The sequence below is a fragment of the Corallococcus sp. CA054B genome, from assembly GCF_003611625.1.
In the GTDB taxonomy this organism is placed as follows: Bacteria; Myxococcota; Myxococcia; order Myxococcales; family Myxococcaceae; genus Corallococcus; species Corallococcus coralloides.
Genome location: NZ_RAVY01000084.1, coordinates 1 through 18149, shown reverse-complemented (window position 1 = coordinate 18149; position 18149 = coordinate 1). Strand labels below are relative to the sequence as shown.

Genomic DNA, 18149 nt, shown 5'->3' with positions numbered 1-18149 from the left:
GTCTCCACCCGCCTCCAGGGACGGACCTTCCGCGCTAGGTCTTCTTCAGCTTGTCTCCCACCGCGGAGAGCAGCTGATCGAAGGACTCCGTGAACAGGCGGATGCCGTCGGTGGCCAGCTCGTCCGTGACGGTCTTCATGGAGATGCCGGCCGCCTCCAACTGGCGCATCGTCGCCTCCGCCGCCGGCAGGTCCTCCTCCAGGCTGGGGCGCACCTTGCCGTGGTCCCGGAACGCGTCGATGGTGGCGGGCGGCATGGTGTTCACCGTGTCGCGGCCGATGAGCTCCTCCACGTAGAGCACGTCGCGCAGCTTCGGGCTCTTGGTGCTGGTGCTCGCCCAGAGCACGCGCTGCACCTTGGCGCCCTTGTCCGCGAGCGCCTTCCAGCGCGCGCCGCCGAAGACCTCCTTGAAGGTGCGGTAGGCGAGCTTCGCGTTGGCGATGGCCACCTTGCCGCTCAGCCCCTCCAGCGCCTTCTGCTGCTCCGGCGTGGCGCCCGCCTTCAGCTTCTTCTCAATCTCCTTGTCCACGATGGCGTCGATGCGGCTGACGAAGAACGACGCCACGCTTGCAACGCGGCTCACGTCCCCGCCGGACGCGGCGAACTTCTCCAGGCCGGAGACGTAGGCCTCGGCGATCTGCTTGTAGCGCTCCTGGCTGAAGAGCAGCGTCACGTTGACGTTGATGCCCTCGGCGGTGAGCTGCTCGAAGGCCGGCAGGCCCGGCAGCGTGCCCGGGACCTTGATCATCACGTTGGGCCGCGACAGCGTCTTCCACAGCCGCCGTGCCTCCTCCAGCGTGCCGTTCGTGTCCAGCGCCAGGCGCGGGGACACCTCCAGCGACGCGTAGCCGTCCTGGCCCTTCGTCGCGTCGTAGACGGGCTTGAGGAGGTCCGCGGCGCCCTGCACGTCTCGCACGGCGAGCTGCTCGTAGAGGTCGTTGCCGGAGAGGCCCTGGCCCTTCGCCGCGTCGAAGAGGTCCTGGTAGTCGTCGCTGCCCGACACGGCCTTCTGGAAGATGGTCGGGTTGGAGGTGAGCCCCTTGAGGCCGTCCTCCTCGATGAACTTCTTCAGCGTGCCCTTGGTGATGTAGCTGCGCTGGAGGTTGTCCACCCAGACGGATTGGCCGAACTCGGCGAGCTGTCGCAGCGGATTCATGGATTCTCCCGGCGGGGACACGAGGCCCCCGGATGGCGTTCCTTCAAATTGCGCATGCCCTGTCGCCCACGTCCGGCCGGGCGGGCAGGCACTCGCGGATTCTGCCTGCGAACAGGGCCGGCGGGGGGCAACGCTTCTCGCAAGCCGGGGCAGTCAACACAGTAGCGGGGGCACACCCCTGGCCCCCCAACCCGGGAGCGACACGATGGCGGACACCTTGGCGGACCTCGCGGCGCAGCTGCGCATCGACAGCATCCGCTGCACCACGGCGGCGGGCTCGGGCCACCCCAGTTCGTCCATGTCCGCGGCGGACATCATGGCCGTGCTGTTCCAGAAGTACCTGCGCTTCGACTTCCAGCAGCCGAAGGCCCCCAACAACGACCGCTTCGTGCTCTCCAAGGGGCACGCCTGTCCGGTCCTCTACTCCGCCTTCAAGGCGGCGGGCGCCATCGACGACCGGGAATTGCTCAGCCTGCGCAAGTTCGGCAGCCGGCTGGAGGGGCACCCGAACCCGCACGTGCTGCCGCTCGTGGACGTGGCCACCGGCTCGCTCGGGCAGGGGCTGGCCGTGGGCGTGGGCATGGCCCTTGGCGCGAGGATGGACGGGCTGCCCTTCCGCACCTACGTGCTCATGGGCGACAGCGAGACGGCGGAGGGCTCCGTGTGGGAGGCGTTCGACAAGGCCTCCCACTACGGGCTGGACAACCTGTGCGCCATCATCGACGTGAACCGGCTGGGGCAGAGCCGTGAGACGGAGCTGGGCTGGAACCTGGAGGCCTACGCGGCCCGCGTCCGCGCCTTCGGGTGGAACGCCGTCACGCTGGATGGCCATGACCTGGACGCCATCGACCGGGCCTTCGCTGAAGCGCAGGCGAAGAAGGGCCAGCCCACCTGCCTCATCTGCAAGACGGAGAAGGGGCACGGCTCCTCGCTCATCGCCAACCATGACGGCTGGCACGGCAAGCCACTGCCGGAGGACAAGGCGAAGGACGCCATCCGCGAGCTGGGCGGAGAGCGCGACGTCCGCGTCCAGGTGAAGCAGCCGGAGGCGCTGAAGGCCACCGTCCAGGACAAGGCCTCGCCGTTGCAGCTGCCCACGTACGAAGTGGGCCAGAAGGAGGCCACGCGCAAGGCGTATGGCGACGCGCTCCTGGCGCTGGGCAACGCCCGGCCGGACGTGGTGGCGCTGGACGCGGAGGTGTCCAACTCCACGTACTCGAACGAGTTCCAGAAGGCGCACCCGAAGCGCTACTTCGAGATGTTCATCGCGGAGCAGAACATGGTGTCCAGCGCGGTGGGCATGGCGGTGCTGGGCAAGAAGGCCTTCGTCAGCACCTTCGCGGCCTTCCTGTCGCGCGCCTATGACCAGGTGCGCATGGCGGCCATCTCCAACGCCACGGTGCACCTGTGCGGCAGCCACGCGGGCGTGTCCATTGGCGAGGACGGCCCGTCGCAGATGGCGCTGGAGGACCTGGCGATGATGCGCGCGGTGGGCGGCAGCACGGTGCTCTACCCGAGCGACGCGAACCAGACCGCGAAGCTGCTGGCGCAGGTGCTGGACCGCCAGGGCATCACCTACCTGCGCAGCACGCGCGAGAAGACGCCGGTGCTCTACCCCGCGACGGAGGACTTCCCCATTGGCGGCAGCAAGGTGGTGCGCCAGTCCGATGAGGACGTGGCGACGGTGGTGGCCGCCGGCATCACGCTGCACGAAGCGCTCAAGGCCTACGAGGCGCTGAAGAAGGACGGCATCGCGGTGCGCGTCATCGACCTGTACTCGGTGAAGCCGGTGGACGCGAAGACGCTGCGCAAGGCCGCGCGCGAGACGCTGGGGCGGCTCATCGTGGTGGAGGACCACTGGGCGGAAGGGGGCCTGGCGGACGCGGTGCTGGAGGCCTTCACCGGTGAGCGCGAGCGGCTGCCCACCGTGGTGCGGCTCGCGGTGACGAAGATGCCCGGCTCCGGCAAGCCCGCGGAGCTGCTGAACGCCGCGGGCATCGACGCGGAGCACATCGTGGAGGCCGTCAACTCGCTGCGGGAGGAGACGACGGCCCGGGGCGGGGACGGCCGGGGAAGGCCGTCCGAGAACGCTTGGGGCCACACGAACGCTTGAGCCCCGGGGAGGCTCAGGGCTTCGGATCCAGCCGGGCGGCCGCGCGCTGCGCGCCCATGGAGCGCGCGTAGTCCAGCGCGGTGCGCTTGTCCGCGTCCCGGGCCCTGTGGTCCGCGCCGCGCTGGATGAGCAGCTCCATCATCTCCAGCTTGTCGAACATGGCCGCGAACATCAGCGGCGTGCGCCCGTCCGGGCCCGCGCCGTTCACGTCCGCGCCCGCGTCCAGGAGCACCGTGGCGATGGCCTCGTTGCCCTTGAAGGCCGCGCCGGCCAGGGGCGTCTGGCCGGCGTCGTTGGGCTGCTCCGGATCCGCCCCGCGCTCCAGCAGCAGGCGCGTGGCCTCCACGTGGCCGTGGTAGCTGGCCAGCATCAGCAGGGAGTCGCCCCGCTCGTTGCGAACGCTGACGGGAAGCCCGGCGTCGAGCAGCTCGCGCAGCTTGCCGGCGTCCCCGGAGCGGACCAGCGCGAAGGCGCTCCGCACGAAGTCCAGCACGGCGGCGTCCTCGGCGGACGGGGAGGCATTCTTCGGGTCGTTCGGGGAACTCATGGTCGGTATTCCTTCCTGACAGGACCTCCCTGCCGTGTCCGAGGGAGGTGACTTCGGAGTATCGACAGCGCCCCAGTCCGTCAACGCGGGGACTCGGGCCCGATGCTGAACCTGTTCAGGGCGCGGACAGTTCCGCCGTCGCCATGGGGGGAGAGCCCCCGTCACGAGGACCTGGCCATCCTGCGGCCCGAGGCCCCGCGTCACCGGAACGCGGTCCGGCCATGGCGCCCGTCGCGCTTCAGGGGGCCGGCGGGCCGTACAGCTCCGCCGCGCCGTGAACACGGCTGTCATTGAGGCCGCCCGCCACGAGCACCCTGCCGTCCAGCAGCAGCGTCGCGACGTGGAGGTCGCGGGCGTTGAACATGGATGCGGTGGGAGTCCAGGTGCCCGGGCCCGGGTCGTACACCTCCGCTGATGCGAGATAGATGGGAACGCCGTTGATGAACTGGAGTCCTCCGGCGATGAGCACCTTGCCCTCTGGCAGCAGCGTCGCCGTGTGCGAGATGCGAGGCGTGGCGAGGGCGCCGGTCTCGCTCCAGGTGTCCGTGGCCGGGTCGTACAGCTCCGGCGTCGGTTCTCCCACGACGAGCACCTTGCCATCAGGCAGCAGCGTCGCGGTGTGGCCAATGAACGCGGCGAGCATGGTGCTCGGAGCGCTCCAGGTGCCCGTGGCCGGGTCGTACAGCTGCGACGTCGTACGAGGGACTTCATTGTCATCCCCGCCCGCGACAAGCACCTTGCCGCCGGGCAGCAGCGTCGCCGTGTGGAAGGCGCGACGCGTGGCCATGGGCGCTGTCAGGCTCCAGGTGCCCGTGGCCGGGTCATACACCTCCGCTGTCGCGAGAAAGCCCTGACTGAATCCCCCCGTGACGAGCACCCTGCCATCGGGCAGGTGTGTCGCCGTGTGGCCGTAGCGCGCTTCCGCCAGGGCGCCCGTTCCGCTCCAGGAGCCCGTGGCCGGGTCGTACACCTCCGCCGCCGCGAGGACGTCGCCACGGTATCCCCCGGCCACGAGCACCCTGCCGTCGGACAGGAGCGTGGCCGTGTGCTGGTTGCGCCGCTCCGCCATGGAGCCCGTCTGGCACCAGGTGCCCGTGGCCGGGTCATACAGCTCCGCGGTCGCGACGAAATCGAAGAGGTCATCATTGTAGCCACCCGCGGCGAGCACCTTGCCGCCGGGAAGCAGGGTGGCCGTGAACGCGTAGCGTGACGACGTCATGGAGCCCGTCATGGCCCAGCCCCGCTCCGCACAGACCGGAAGGCCCGTCACCGCGAAGCTCCGGGTGACCGTGAGGCCGAATGCATTGGTGACGGTGGCGGTGAGGGTCGGGGGCGTGCTGGCGCTGGCACACGCGGGGGCCGTCCAGGTGATGCGGCTGCGTGAGGCGCCGTGGTTCGGTGTACCCAGAATCCCCGTGTTGGCATCCCAGGAGAAGGACAGGGCGGAGCCCTCGGGATCAGTGGCGACCACTTCGTACGTGAGCACCTGGCCCGGGGTGGCGGTGTCCGAGGAGCGGTAGGAGCGGAGGATGACGGGGTTGAAATGAGTGACAGGCGGCGCGGTCCTGACACAGAGGGCGACAGTGCCCGAGTTGTGTCCCCCGCGTCCGTCGGACACGGAGACCGTCAAACGGCAGTTGTTGCAGGCGGCGGCGGGCAGGAGCGAAGGCGTGAATCGAGAGGCGCTGGAGGTGGCGTCGGTCCAGGTGCCCGCGCACGACGCGCTCCAGGAGTAGGCGAGGCTGTCCCCGTCCGGATCCGACGCCGTGACGGACACCGACGTCGGCTGCCCGACGACGAGCTGCGTGGGCGCGGCGTCAAGCGAAGAGACTTCCGGTGCGCTGTTGAAGGAGATGGACAGCTCGGCCTCGCCTTCCCCTTCGGGCAGGACGTTGACGACCAGGAGCGCGCTGGAGGCCAGACCGCGTGAGTCCGTCACGGTGAGCGTCAGCGTCTGGAGGCCAGTGGTGGCGGGGGCCGTCCACGACGTGAAGGGCTCGGTGGGCGAGGCGAACGTGCCCGCGGTGGCGCTCCATGCGTAGCCGAGCGTGTCACCCGGGTTCGGATCATGCGCGGAGGCAGACAGGGAGACGGTGCCTCCGGCCACCACGGTGCTTGGGTAGACCGTGACGAAGTCGATGAGGGGCGCTTCGTTCTCGAAGGGCGGCGGCGGGTTGATTTGCTGGAGGGTGATGGCGACGAGGGTCGTCTGGTTCGCGAGGATGGAGACGCCGTCGGCGGAGCCGGAGAAGAGCAGGGTGCCGGAGGTGTCATAGGCCCGCGCGGCGAAGGCACGGCCAGGGCCTGCGGGGATGTTGCCAATGGTGCCACCCCACACGCCATTCGTGGGCGCCAGGTCCACCCAGACGGTGGGGATGTCCGGCCCGCCCGAGGCGACCGCGACGCGGGCGATGGTGGATGCGAGGGATTGGGGCGCCGAGACGGCGAACCGCGCCGTCCCCATGTCCCCGGATGACGCACCGCAGCCCGCGAACAGCGCTGCCGCGAGCATCAGCATCAGGTGCATGCCGGCTCTCTTCATGAGCGTCCCCCCCCTCATTGTCGCGATAGCGATTGGGTGGACTATCCAGGATGGAAGGCATTGCCGCCTATGACCCGGGCAGGCGGCCCGCCGTCGCTTGCCGGACGACGGGGGCTCCCTGTCGTCAGTAGGGGGCGCAGTGGATGCCCACGCAGTTGCCCGCGCCATTGTCCCGCGCGACGTTCCCGTCCCCGTCGAAGGCGGTCGGCGCGTGGATGCCAAAGCCCGTGTTGCCCAGGGCGACGTTGGTGATGACCGTGGGAGTGCTGGGTGCCTGGACCCGGAGGCCGTCGCCGTCGTTGCTCAGGAATTGATTGCCAATGAGCAGGGACGGGACGTACGTCGGCCGGTCGGACAGGGGCAGGCCGCTGGCGTTGTCAAAGAAGGTATTGCCGTCGATGTAGCGGCGGAGATGCTGGACATAGCGCTTCTGGTGGATTCTCCCCTCCGTCGGGGGCAGTGCGCTTGCCGGAGCGTGACAGTCTGACCGCGCGGGAGGGTGGGGCGGCAGGAGCCTTCAAGTCAGTGGATGTGCGCCCTCTCCACGTCGGTCGGCAATCCCATCCTCGGAATCCAACAGACAGCAACGCCTCCGGCCCATGGCTGGAGGGCTGGAGGCAACGTCACCCTGGCCGCCACTCCCAATCCGAGGTGTCGGAAATGCACGGGTCACGGTCATGGTTGAGGTTGTTCCTGCTGCTGACGCTGGGAGGGCCGCTGGCGTGTGAAGTCGCTCCGGCCCCGGGGATGCTGTCATTGAAGTCTCCCGCGAGCGGAGACACGGGCGACGCGAAGTCGCCGGAGACGACCGAATCCCTCCAGGCCTCGGCCATCTTCGAGGCCACGTTGCGCGAGGAGGCCACGCCGGCGCCCGGTGGGCTGAAGCCCGTGGAGCGGCTCGGCAAGCTGCTCTTCTTCGACCGCCGCCTCTCCGAGCCCATGGGTCAGGCCTGTGCCGTCTGTCATGGCCCCGAGGTGGGCTGGACGGGCCCCAGCCTGCTCATCAACCTCACCGGCTCCGTCTACGAAGGCGCCGTGCGGGGACGCTTCGGCAATCGCAAGCCGCCCTCATCCGCCTACGCCACGCAGGCTCCCATCCTCCACCGGGTGACGCCTGGACAGGCCGACTTCGTGGGCGGCAACTTCTGGGATGGCCGCGCCACCGGTGAGGAGCTGGGCAACCCCGCGGCGGATCAGGCGCAGGGCCCCTTCCTCAACCCGCTGGAGCAGAACAACCCCAGCGAGGCCTCGGTGGTGGCCAAGGTCTGCGGCGGCCCGTACGGCGACCTCTTCCGGGCCGTCTGGGGCGCCCGCATCTGCGGCGACGTGCCGCGCGCGTATGACAACATCGCGAGGTCCATCGCCGCGTACGAGGGCTCTCGCGAGGTGAACGCCTTCTCCTCGAAGTACGACGCCTTCCTCGCGGGCCGCGCGCGGCTCTCTTCCCAGGAGCAGTGGGGCCTGAAGCTCTTCGAGGGCAAGGCCCACTGCGACAACTGCCACCCGAGCCAGCGCGGCCCGAATGGCGAGCCGCCGCTCTTCACCGACTACACCTTCGACAACCTGGGCGTTCCTCGCAACCTGCTCAATCCCTGGTACTGGCAGCTCCAGTTCAACCCGGACGGGCCCTTCTGGATCGACCCGGGCCTGGGGGGCTTCCTCCAGACGCGCCAGGACTTCGCGCCCTACGCGCGCGCCAACCTGGGCAAGGTCAAGGTTCCCACCCTGCGCAACGTGGACAAGCGCCCCTTCCCTGGCTTCACCAAGGCCTATGCCCACAACGGCTACTTCAAGAGCCTGGAGTCCGTCGTCCACTTCTACAACACGCGTGACGTGCTGCCGGTCTGCACGGGGAGCACGTCCGGGACGCCTGGCGTGGACTGCTGGCCCATGCCGGAGGTGGGGTTGAACATCAACACGCAGGAGATGGGCAACCTGGGCCTGTCACCCCAGGAGGAGCAGGCCATCGTCGCCTTCCTGCGCACGCTTTCGGACGGCTACTTCCAGTGACAGGGGGCCTCACCGCGCGCGGCGCTGCTGGCGGCTGAAGCGCTGCGCACTATCGTCGGGACGCTGCGCTCCGTGTGGCCCGGGGTGGGGAAGGCGAAGGTCAGCGCAGCGCCTTCTGCGAAGTGACGATGCCGTCCGCGTCCGCGTAGAGGTGGTGGCCGGGGATGAAGGTGACGCCCGCGAAGCGCACCTCCACGTCGCGCTGGCCCTCGTTGCGCTTGCCGCTCTTGAGCGGGTGGGTGCCCAGCGCCTTCACGCCGATGTCGGTGCGACCCACCTCCTCCACGTCGCGGATGCAGCCGTTGACCACCACGCCCGCCCAGCCGTTCTTCTGGCCCAGGGCCGCGAGCACGTCACCCACCAGCGCGCAGCGGCGGCTGCCTCCGCCATCCACCACCAGCACACGCCCCTGGCCGGGCTCCTCCAATGCCTTGCGCACGAGCGAGTTGTCCTCCGGCGCCCGCACGGTGCTGATGGGTCCGGAGAAACTCCGGCGCCCGCCGTAGTCCAGGAATCCCGGCTCGGCGACCTGGAATTGCGGAGTTCCCGAGTGGGCGTCACAGAGGTCGGCGGTCTTGATGTCAGGGGTGTCGCTCATGATCCGTAGGATGCACGCGCCGATCGGGTGTGGCTGTGATTGCGCGTGCGGGTCCGTCTGTCTTGACCGTGCAATGTCCGAAATCCTATCGTCGGCGTCTTCCTGAGGGGGAAGTCCATGCAAATGCTGAAGTGGTTCGTGGGCGCGCTCGCGTTGCTGGCGGTCGCGTGTGGTGAGGTTTCTGAAACGTCCACGCCGGTGATTCGCGACGGCGAGGGGCTGCTGGAGCTGCCGCTGGTGTCGACGTCGGAGGGGCGCAGCTACAAGCTGGTGGGCGCGACGTTCGCCATCACCGGGCCGCAGAACGCGACCATCACGGACACGTCCGCGGAGTCGGTGAGCCTGGCGCTCATGGCGGGGACGTACACCATCCAGATGAACGGTGAATGGCACGTGGAGCGCACGGACGCGCCGGGCGTCATGGTGCCTGTCACGCTGGTGTCGCCGAACCCGATGGCGTTCACGCTGGGCGAGGGGGAGACGCGCCCGGTGCGCTTCCTGTTCAAGGTGCCGGGAGACGGCACCGCGGACGTGGGCATCGGCGTGGACTCGGGTGGGTGGATTTCCGGAACCATCGAGTTCTGGGCCAGCCCTCCGCCGTACGGCTCCTCGAACATCTTCACCGAGCTGGCCGGGAAGAGCATGCCTTTCGTCATCAGCTATGAGTCGTCCACGGTGACGCGCTCGGTTGAGTACGGTTACAAGCGCGTCACTGTCGAGACTGCGCCTGTGACCTTCCAGGTGGGAGGCACGGTGAGCGCGGCCCTCCAGGAGCAGGTCATCGCCGCCCTTCAGGGCCGTTCGATGAGCTTCTTCATGGAAGCCACTGGCCCGTCCAACGTTTCTCTGGGCCAGATCGTCCTGGAGAACCTGGAGAGGGGCATCCGGTTCTCGCTCTACCCGTTTGCGCCAAACATGGGTTTGAGCGCGGACGGCTATCCGCTTCTGCAGTCCGCGGACATCATCGGGGGCACCGCGAGCTTTGACGCCTTGAGCGCTGGGGGCATTGACGGCGAACTCCGCAGCGGCACGTTCGCGCCGCGGTAGCACGCACCACCGCGCGCCGTTCCTTCGTGGAAACGGCGCGCGGCACCGGGCTTCCGCCGGGATAGATTCCGGCGGATGACCGACCGAAACACGGGCGACCGGACGCTGGACGCGCTGTTCCAGAACAACCGCCAGTGGGCCGCCTCCATGGTGGAGAAGGACGCCGACTTCTTCCGGAAGATGGCCGGCCACCAGTCGCCCGAGTACCTGTGGATTGGCTGCTCCGACAGCCGCGTGCCGGCCAATCAGATCGTCAACCTGATGCCCGGCGACCTGTTCGTCCACCGCAACATCGCCAACGTCGTCGTGCACACCGACCTCAACGCGCTGTCGGTGTTGCAGTTCGCCATCGACCTCTTGCGCGTGCGGCACATCATCGTCTGCGGCCACTACGGCTGCTCCGGCGTGCGCGCGGCGATGGAGCGCAAGCGGGTGGGGCTGGCGGACAACTGGCTGCGCCACGTACAGGACGTGCACCAGAAGCACGCGCGGCTCCTTCCGGAATCGCTGCCACCCCGCGAGCGGCATGACCGGCTGGACGAACTGAACGTCCTGGAGCAGGTGCAGAACGTGTGTCAGACGACCATCGTGCAGGACGCCTGGGAGCGCGGACAGGCGCTCACCGTGCACGGGTGGGTCTACAGCGTAGAGGATGGCCTCCTCCATGACCTGGGCCTCACGCTCAGCGGCCCGGACGAGCTGGCCGCGAAGCTGCCCCAAAGCCTCGCGCGCTACGCGGTGGCACGGTAGGCGCACCGCCGCGAGCCCGTCCGCTCAAGGCCGGATGGCGACCTTGAGCACGCCGTCCTTGCGCTGGCTGAACAGCTCATACGCTTCGCGGATGTCCTTGAGCTGGAAGCGGTGCGTGAAGAGCGGCGTCAAGTCCACCCGCTTCGCGCGCACCACCTCCATCAGGCGCCGCATGCGCTCCTTGCCGCCCGGGCAGAGCGTGGTGACGATGCGGTGGTCCCCCAGCCCCGCCGCGAAGGCGTCGTAGGGCAGCTGCAGCTTCCCGGAGTACACGCCCAGGCTGGACAGCGTGCCGCCCGGGTTGAGCGTGCGCAGCGCGCTCTCGAAGGTCTGCTGCGTCCCCAGCGCCTCGATGGCCACGTCCACGCCGCCGCCGGTGAGCCGCTTCACCTCCGCCACCACGTCCTGGTTCCGGAAGTCGAGCACCACGTCCGCGCCCAGCTTGCGCGCCATGGCCAGACGCGCCTCGTCCCCGTCCACGCCAATGACGAGCGACGCGCCCATGAGCCGCGCCCCCACGGTGGCGCACAGGCCGATGGGCCCCTGCGCGAACACCACCACCGCGTCCCCAATCCTCACGCCGCCGGACTCCGCGCCGCTGAAGCCCGTGGACGCGATGTCCGCCAGGAGCAGCACCTGTTCGTCCTTCAGCTCGTCCGGAATGGAGGCCAGGTTCGCCTGCGCGAAGGGCACGCGCACGTACTCCGCCTGCACGCCGTTCATCGTGTTGCCCAGCCGCCAGCCGCCCATGGCCTCCAGGCCCTCGCCGTGGCCGCACTGGGACGCGTGCCCGGAGAGACAGCCCCGGCACTGGCCGCACGGCGTGATGGCGCCCACCAGCACGCGCTGCCCCACCTGGTAGCCCGTCACGCCCGGGCCCAGTTCGTCGATGACACCCACCATCTCATGGCCCACGGTGAGGCCCGGCTTCACCGGGTACTCGCCGCGCAGGATGTGCACGTCGGTGCCGCAGATGGTGGTGAGCGTCACCCGGACGATGGCCTCGCCCACGCCCGCCTTCGGCCTCTCCACCTCTTCCACGCCCACCTTCTGGGTGCCTTGGAACACGGTTGCCTTCATGGATCACCTCGTCTGTCTTCAGGCGCGCGGCATGCGCACCGTCACCGCGGGGCGGTCGCTGCGGGCCATCACCTGCTGCGCCACCGAGCCCAGCACCGCTCGGCTCACGCCGGTGCGGCCATGCGTGCCCAGACACAGCAGGTCCACGCAGTAGCGCTCCGCGGCCTGGGTGATGACACCCGCCACGTCATCGCCCTTCAGCACGTACAGCTCCACCTTGTGCAGCCCCTCCTGCTCCGTCTCGGGCACGCGAAGTTCCAGCTGGCGGCGGGCGGCCTGGACGGCCTCGGGTGACGCGTCCGCGGGCTCCACGTGCAAGAGGTGCACGGTGCCCCCGGGCGGCGTGAGCGCGAAGGCATAGGCGACGGCGCGGTCCCCCGGCTCCGTGAAGTCCGTGGTGGCCAGCACCGCGCGCACCTGGGGCGGCTCCTTCACCGAGCCCTGCTCGGCGGTGAGCACCGGCACGCTCACCACGGACATGGAGGCCAGCCGCCGCGCGTGCTGCGACACGCTCCACAGCCTCGCGAGCGCCTTGCGGTGGTGCGTGCCCACCACCAGCACGTCCACGTGCTCCTCTTCCGCCAGCGCGACCAGGTGGTCCGCGACGCGGCCCAGCCCCGGCTCCAGCCGCGCCCGCACCGTCACGCCGGGCATGCGCAGCGGCTCCAGCAGCGAGTCCGCCTCCCGCTCCAGCGCCTCCCGCAGCTCCAGCGACACGTCCTTGTAGCTGCGCGGGTGCACCAGCCCCAGCCGCTTCGCCTCCTCGGAGACCCAGAAGATGCGGCCGCCCACCACCTCCAGCGGCCCGAAGCGGGAGAGCGCCTTCACCCAGTCCCGCGCGACCTCGTAGGGGCGCGAGCGGTCCAGGCCCACCATCACCCGCAGGGGGCGCTCGCCGCGTGCCCACGCCTCCAGCGCCTCGCTTTCGCGGACCACCAGGAAGGGCACGGTCAGCGCCTGCGCCATGCGGTCGACCGTGCCGCCCAGGCCCAGGAAGGGCGTCTCCTCACGAGGCGCCGCGGACACCACCAGCTTCAGGTCGCGCTCCGTCACCAGCGCGCTCAAGGCCTTCTCCACCTCGCCGGTCCGCACGACGGGCTCCACGCTCACACCGGACAGGGACTCCAGCCGCCGCGCTTCTTCCTGGAGTGCGCCCTCCACGGCCTCGCTGGCGCGAGCACCGAAGGTCCGCGCCACGTTGCCCGGCACCGCATGCACCAGGAGCAGGGAGGCGTTCAGTCGCCGTGCGAGCAGGGCCGCCGTGTCGCCCGCGCGCCGTGAGGCGTCCGAGAAGTTGGTGGTGCACGCGATGTTCATGTCGGGCTTCCCCCCCTTGCCTTGAACGTAGTCACCGCGGAACGCCACCTGGGATGGAGGAAGGGAAGAGGCGTGGCGCGCGCCGGGCCGCTTGGGATTTCCCTCCGCCTGATGCGGCAGGACGCATTGCCGGGCCCCGCGCCGGACCCCAGGTTCTCTCCAGGGTGCCATGCGAATCCCTGTTCCGGTCAGCCGCCTGCCCTGGCCCCTGGACGTTGCGCGCGACCGTCCAGGGGGACCGCCGCGGCTTGCGCGCGTGCTCGCGATGGCCGTGCCCGTGGCGAGCCTGTTCGCGGTCCTGGAGGGCGCGCTCATGCTGGGCGGCTGGGTCCTGGCCCTTCGGGAGCCTGTCGCGAACGAAGCGGGCCTTCCCTCACCCGTCGACGCCTGGGGGCTCATGGCGGCGGGGGGCGCGCTCTGGCTGCTTCACGCGGAGGCGGCGCGCGGATGGCGCCGCGCGGTGGGGTGGGGCCTGGCGATGGTGACCTTCCTCCTGGGCGTCGCGGGGCTCACCCGGCACGCCACGGGAAGCGGGGCGGGCCTGCTGCTCACGGGGCTGTCGCTCGGGATGCTGCATGTGCGCACGCATCAGGGATGGCATCCCGCGCGGTGGCTGGCCTCGGTCGCGTTGCTGCTCTCCGCGTGGGGCCTCATTGGCGGGCTGTACGAGGAGCACCGGCTCGGGCTGGCGCCGCTGCGCACGGCGCAAGGAGCCGACACGCCCCTGGGGCTTCCCATGGCGCTGGCCCTGCTGCTGCTGTCGGTCGGCATCCTGTCCGTCCATCCGGAGCGGGGGCTGATGCGCGCGCTGCTGCGGGACGACCTGGGCGGCCACTCGGCGCGGCGGCTGCTGTTCGCGGCCCTGCTCGTCGTGCCCACGACGGGCGCCGTCCGGCTCCTGGGAGAGCGGCTGGGGCTCTACAGCACCACCGCGGGCACCACGCTCTTCGTGCTCGCGACCATGATGACCTTCCTCGCCGTGTCCCTCTGGAACGCGAACGCCCTCTCGCGGCTGGAGTCGAACCGTCGCTGGGCGGAGGACGTGCTGCGCCTGAGCGAGGAGCGCTTCCGGACCTCCTTCGACGGCGCGCCCACCGGCATGGCGCTGGTGGACCTGCAGGGCCGCTTCCTCCACGTCAACGCGGCGCTCTGCGCGCTCGTCGGCTACTCGCGTGAGGAATTGCTCAACAGGTCGCTCCAGGACCTCACCGTGCCGGAGGACCTGTCGGTGGACCAGGAGAACGCCGCGCGGATGCGCCGTGGCGAAATCGACTCCTTCCAGCGGGAGAGCCACTACGTCCGCAAGGACGGCCGGCGCATCGCCCTCATCGTGTGGGGCACGGTGGTGCGCGACGCGCGGGGAAGGGCGGTGCACTTCATCTCGCAGGTGCAGGACATCACGGAGCGGGAGGAGCTGGAGCAGGCGTCGCGCTTCCTGGCGGACGTGGGCCCGCGGCTCGCGGCGTCGCTGGTGTCCCAGACGACGCTGGCCACGGTGGCGACGCTCGCCGTGCCGGCGCTGGCGGACGGGTGCGTGGTGGCCAGCCTGGACGGGAACGGACGCCTCCAGCGGGTGGAGAGCGCGGCCCAGGAGCCAGGGACGGCGGCGCGGCTGAAGGCGCTGACCACGGCGTACGGGCCGAACCCCTTCCCCCCGGCGGGCATCGTCGCCTTCGTGTTGCGCACGGGCGAGCCGGTGCTGCTGCCGGAGGTCCCACCGGAGGTGCTCGAAACGTCCGCGGTGGACGCCGGGCACCTGGAACAGCTTCGCCTGCTGGGGCTCCGGTCGGTCATCGTCGTGCCGCTGCGCAGCCGGGAGCGCAACCTGGGGGCCCTCATCCTCGCGACGTATGGCGCCGGACGCCGCTACGGGCCCCGGGATCTCGCCCTGGCCGAGGAGCTGGCCCGCCGCGCGGCGCTCGCCCTGGACAACGCCCGCCTGTTCGAGCGGTCCGAACAGGCAAGCCGCATGCGCGACGAGGTCCTGCGCATCGTGGCCCACGACCTGCGCGCCCCGCTCCATGTCATCCAGCTCAGCGCCGGAAGGCTGGAGACGGCGCTGCCTCCCGGGGATGGCACCCGGCGGCACCTGGACACGATCCAGCGGTCCGTCCACCGGGCGAACCGGCTCATCCAGGACCTGCTGGACGTGGCGCGGTTGGAAGGGGGCGCCCTGTCGGTGGAGCGGGAGCCCCTGATGGTGGCGCCGCTGGTCCAGGAGGTCGTGGAGCAGCACCGCGCGCTCGCGGAGGCGAAGTCGCTCCGGCTGGTGGCCTACGTGCCGGAGGACCTGCCCTGCGTCCTGGCGGACCGGGAGCGCGTGCCGCAAATCCTGGCCAACCTCCTGGGCAACGCGTTCAAGTTCACGCCCGAAGGCGGCTGCATCGTCCTGCGCGTCCAGCCAGAGGCGGGACAGGTCCGCTTCCTGGTGCGCGACACGGGCCCCGGCATTCCCGCGGAGAACCTGCCGCACATCTTCGAGCGCTTCTGGCAGGCGGGGCCGAAGCGAAGGGAGGGCGCGGGGCTGGGGCTCACCATCGTGAAGGGCCTGGTGGTGGCCCATGGCGGGCAGGTGGGCGTGGAGACCACGCCCGGCATGGGGAGCACGTTCTTCTTCACCCTCCCCGCGGTGTGGCCCGCCGGAGCTCGAACCGGCGCGCACGTCTGACGCCGCGCTACCTCCGCAGGGCGGACTCCAGCAGCAGCCGCCGCTCCGCCGCCGCGACGACCGCCCGGGTGGCGCCGACGGCCCCTGGATCCACGGACAGGGACGTGATGCCCGCGCGCACCAGGTGCTCCGCGAACGCCGGACGGTTCGAGGGCGCCTGGCCGCACAGGGACGACGTGATGCCCGCCGCGCGGCTGGCCTGGATGATGCGGACGATGGCGTCCAGCACCGCCGCGTCCTCCTCGTCGAAGAGCTCCGCGCACAGCTCCGAGTCCCGGTCCACGCCCAGCATCAGCTGGGTCAGGTCATTGGAGCCGATGGACACACCGGTGATGCCCATGCGCGCGTACTCGGGGATGCGGTAGACGACGGAGGGCACCTCCGCCATCACCCAGCGCTCCAGACCGCGCTGGCGTCCCAGCGGGCTCTTCTCCACGGCCTCCAGGCACGCCTCCAGCTCCCACGCCGTGCGCACGAAGGGAATCATCAGGTGGAGGTTGGGCGTCTCCTCGCGCACGCGGGCGAGGACCTCCAGCTCCAGCTGGAACACCTCGGGCTCGCGCAGGTAGCGGTAGCAGCCCCGGAAGCCAATCATCGGGTTGGACTCGGTGGCCTCGAAGTCGCTCCCGCCCTCCAGCCCCCGGAACTCGTTCGTGCGGAAGTCCGTGGTGCGGTACACGACCGGGCGGCCCCGGAAGGCGCGGGTGATGGTGAGGAGCGCGCCGGACATCCGCTCCACGAACTCGCGGCCCTGGCCTTCCGCGATGAGCTTGCGCGGGTGCACGCCGCCCAGGGCCTCGGTGAGCATGAACTCCGCCCGCAGCAGGCCCACGCCGTCCACCGGGAGCGCCGCCGCCTCCTGGGCCTGGCCCGGCAGGGCCAGGTTCACGTAGAGCCGGGTGCCCAGCGCCTCTTGCCCCAGGGACTCCCGCGGTTGGAGGGAGGGCGTGGCCGCCGCCGTGGTGGAGGAGGGCGCCTCCGGGGCGAGCCCTTCGCGCACGGTGCCGGTGGCGCCGTCCACGGTGACCTCCTCTCCATCGCGCAGGACCTTCGTGGCGGTGCGCGTGCCCACCACGCAGGGCTTGCGCAGCTCCCGGCTGACGATGGCCGCGTGGCACGTCATGCCGCCGCTGTCGGTGATGACCGCCGCCGCGCGCCGCAGCGTGGGCACCCAGTCCGGAGAGGTCATGGGCGCCACGAGGATTTCACCGCCTTCCAGCCGCGAACCCTCCCGGGCCTCGCGCAGCACGCGCACGCGGCCGGACGCGATGCCGGGGGACGCGCCCAGGCCGGCCACGAGCGTGCGTCCCGCAGGCTCGGTGGACTCGGCGGATTCGGCGGGGTGCTCCGGGCCGCCCACCGCGGTCGTCACCGGGCGCGACTGGACCAGGTAGAAGCGGCCCTCCTGCTCGGCCCACTCGATGTCCTGGGGCTCGCCGTAGTGCCGCTCCACGCGCAGCCCCAGGCGCGTCAGCTCCAGCACCTCCACGTCCGTGAGCACCCGCGCGCGGGACTGCTCGGGCGTGAGGTCCTCGCGCTTCTCGCGGCCCACGCCGTCGCGCACCCACCGGAAGGCCTTCTCGCCCACGCGCGCTTCCAGCAGGCGGGGCCCCAGGCGGTCCACGACGTAGGTGTCGGGCTCCACCTGGCCGCCCACGACGACCTCCCCCAGGCCGAACGCGCCCTCGATGACGACGTGCCGGGGATTGCCGCTGGCGGGGTCTATCGTGAACATGACGCCCGCGCGCGCCGAGTCCACCATGGCCTGCACCACCACGGCGATCTCCGGCTCCTCCGTGAGCCCTTGTGCCTTGCGGTAGGCCACCACGCGCTCGCCATAGGCGGACGCCCAGCACGCCCGCACCCGGTCGATGAGCGCGTCGTCGCCCGCGACGTTGGTGAACGACTCGTGCATGCCCGCGAACGACGTGGTGGCGGTGTCCTCCGCGGTGGCGGACGAGCGCACCGCCACGGCGGTGCACTCCCGCAGCTGGTGGTACGCGGCGAGGATGTCGATGCGCAGCCAGTCCGGCAGCGGGGCCTGGAGCACCACGCCGCGCAGGGCCTCCGTGAGCTCGGCGAGCGAGCGGGGGTCGTCCGGGTCGACGCGCTTCCACAGCTCCCGCAGCCGGGGGCGCGCGGACTCCATGGCGTGATGGAAGGCGGTGGCGGTGATGACGAAGCCGGGAGGCACGGGCAGCCCGGCACGGGTCAGCTCGCCCAGGTTGGCGCCCTTGCCGCCGGCCTGGGCCACGTCCTCCCGGGACAGGGCGTCGAACCAGAGGATGGAGGGGGGCGGGGCCGGCTGCGCTTCCGGCGCC

General features: G+C 70.6%; 12 protein-coding genes. 5 read left to right on the top strand and 7 right to left on the bottom strand.

What is annotated here, in order from left to right; translation table 11 throughout:
- Positions 1 to 34: 34 nt before the first annotated feature.
- Entirely contained in the window at positions 35 to 1156 is a 1122-nt protein-coding gene (gene tal, locus D7V80_RS20890; RefSeq protein WP_120589837.1) for a transaldolase, read from the bottom strand.
- A gap of 205 nt (positions 1157 to 1361) precedes the next feature.
- Here tal and D7V80_RS20885 point away from each other — a divergent pair, with 205 nt between their 5' ends.
- The gene (locus D7V80_RS20885) at positions 1362 to 3269 is read left to right on the top strand and encodes a transketolase (RefSeq protein WP_120589819.1); all 1908 of its coding nucleotides are present in this window, start codon (positions 1362 to 1364) and stop codon (positions 3267 to 3269) included.
- Positions 3270 to 3282: 13 nt separating this feature from the next.
- Here the strand turns inward: D7V80_RS20885 and D7V80_RS20880 are convergent, their stop codons facing one another.
- Both D7V80_RS20880 and D7V80_RS20875 read right to left on the bottom strand, forming a co-directional pair.
- Complete coding sequence (locus tag D7V80_RS20880) at positions 3283 to 3816, bottom strand: ankyrin repeat domain-containing protein (RefSeq protein ID WP_120589818.1); 534 nt, start codon at positions 3814 to 3816, stop codon at positions 3283 to 3285.
- 238 nt (positions 3817 to 4054) lie between these two features.
- Positions 4055 to 6358, bottom strand: coding sequence for a kelch repeat-containing protein (locus D7V80_RS20875; protein ID WP_120589817.1), 2304 nt, complete (start codon positions 6356 to 6358; stop codon positions 4055 to 4057).
- Positions 6359 to 7045: 687 nt separating this feature from the next.
- On the opposite strand from D7V80_RS20875, the gene D7V80_RS20865 reads away from it, so the two are divergent.
- On the top strand, positions 7046 to 8368 hold the full coding sequence (locus tag D7V80_RS20865) for a cytochrome-c peroxidase (protein ID WP_233585569.1): 1323 nt from the start codon (positions 7046 to 7048) through the stop codon (positions 8366 to 8368).
- A 100-nt stretch (positions 8369 to 8468) separates the two neighbouring features.
- On the opposite strand, the gene rraA is transcribed toward D7V80_RS20865, so the two are convergent.
- The gene (rraA, locus tag D7V80_RS20860) at positions 8469 to 8966 is read right to left on the bottom strand and encodes a ribonuclease E activity regulator RraA (protein WP_120589816.1); all 498 of its coding nucleotides are present in this window, start codon (positions 8964 to 8966) and stop codon (positions 8469 to 8471) included.
- Between the two features lie 117 nt (positions 8967 to 9083).
- Between rraA and D7V80_RS20855 the strand changes: the two genes are divergently transcribed.
- On the top strand, positions 9084 to 10013 hold the full coding sequence (locus tag D7V80_RS20855; RefSeq protein ID WP_147447163.1) for a hypothetical protein: 930 nt from the start codon (positions 9084 to 9086) through the stop codon (positions 10011 to 10013).
- Between the two features lie 75 nt (positions 10014 to 10088).
- The gene (can, locus tag D7V80_RS20850; protein WP_120589814.1) at positions 10089 to 10763 is read left to right on the top strand and encodes a carbonate dehydratase; all 675 of its coding nucleotides are present in this window, start codon (positions 10089 to 10091) and stop codon (positions 10761 to 10763) included.
- Positions 10764 to 10787: 24 nt separating this feature from the next.
- Here can and D7V80_RS20845 read toward each other — a convergent pair whose 3' ends face one another.
- Positions 10788 to 11843, bottom strand: a complete 1056-nt coding sequence (locus D7V80_RS20845; protein WP_120589813.1) for a zinc-binding dehydrogenase — start codon at positions 11841 to 11843, stop codon at positions 10788 to 10790.
- Between the two features lie 18 nt (positions 11844 to 11861).
- Positions 11862 to 13160, bottom strand: coding sequence for a universal stress protein (locus D7V80_RS20840; protein WP_120589812.1), 1299 nt, complete (start codon positions 13158 to 13160; stop codon positions 11862 to 11864).
- 169 nt (positions 13161 to 13329) lie between these two features.
- Here D7V80_RS20840 and D7V80_RS20835 point away from each other — a divergent pair, with 169 nt between their 5' ends.
- The gene (locus tag D7V80_RS20835; protein ID WP_120589811.1) at positions 13330 to 15828 is read left to right on the top strand and encodes a GAF domain-containing sensor histidine kinase; all 2499 of its coding nucleotides are present in this window, start codon (positions 13330 to 13332) and stop codon (positions 15826 to 15828) included.
- 7 nt (positions 15829 to 15835) lie between these two features.
- On the opposite strand, the gene ppsA is transcribed toward D7V80_RS20835, so the two are convergent.
- Positions 15836 to 18149, bottom strand: a 2314-nt coding sequence (gene ppsA, locus D7V80_RS20830; protein WP_370452514.1) for a phosphoenolpyruvate synthase, incomplete at its 5' end; no start/stop codon positions are given.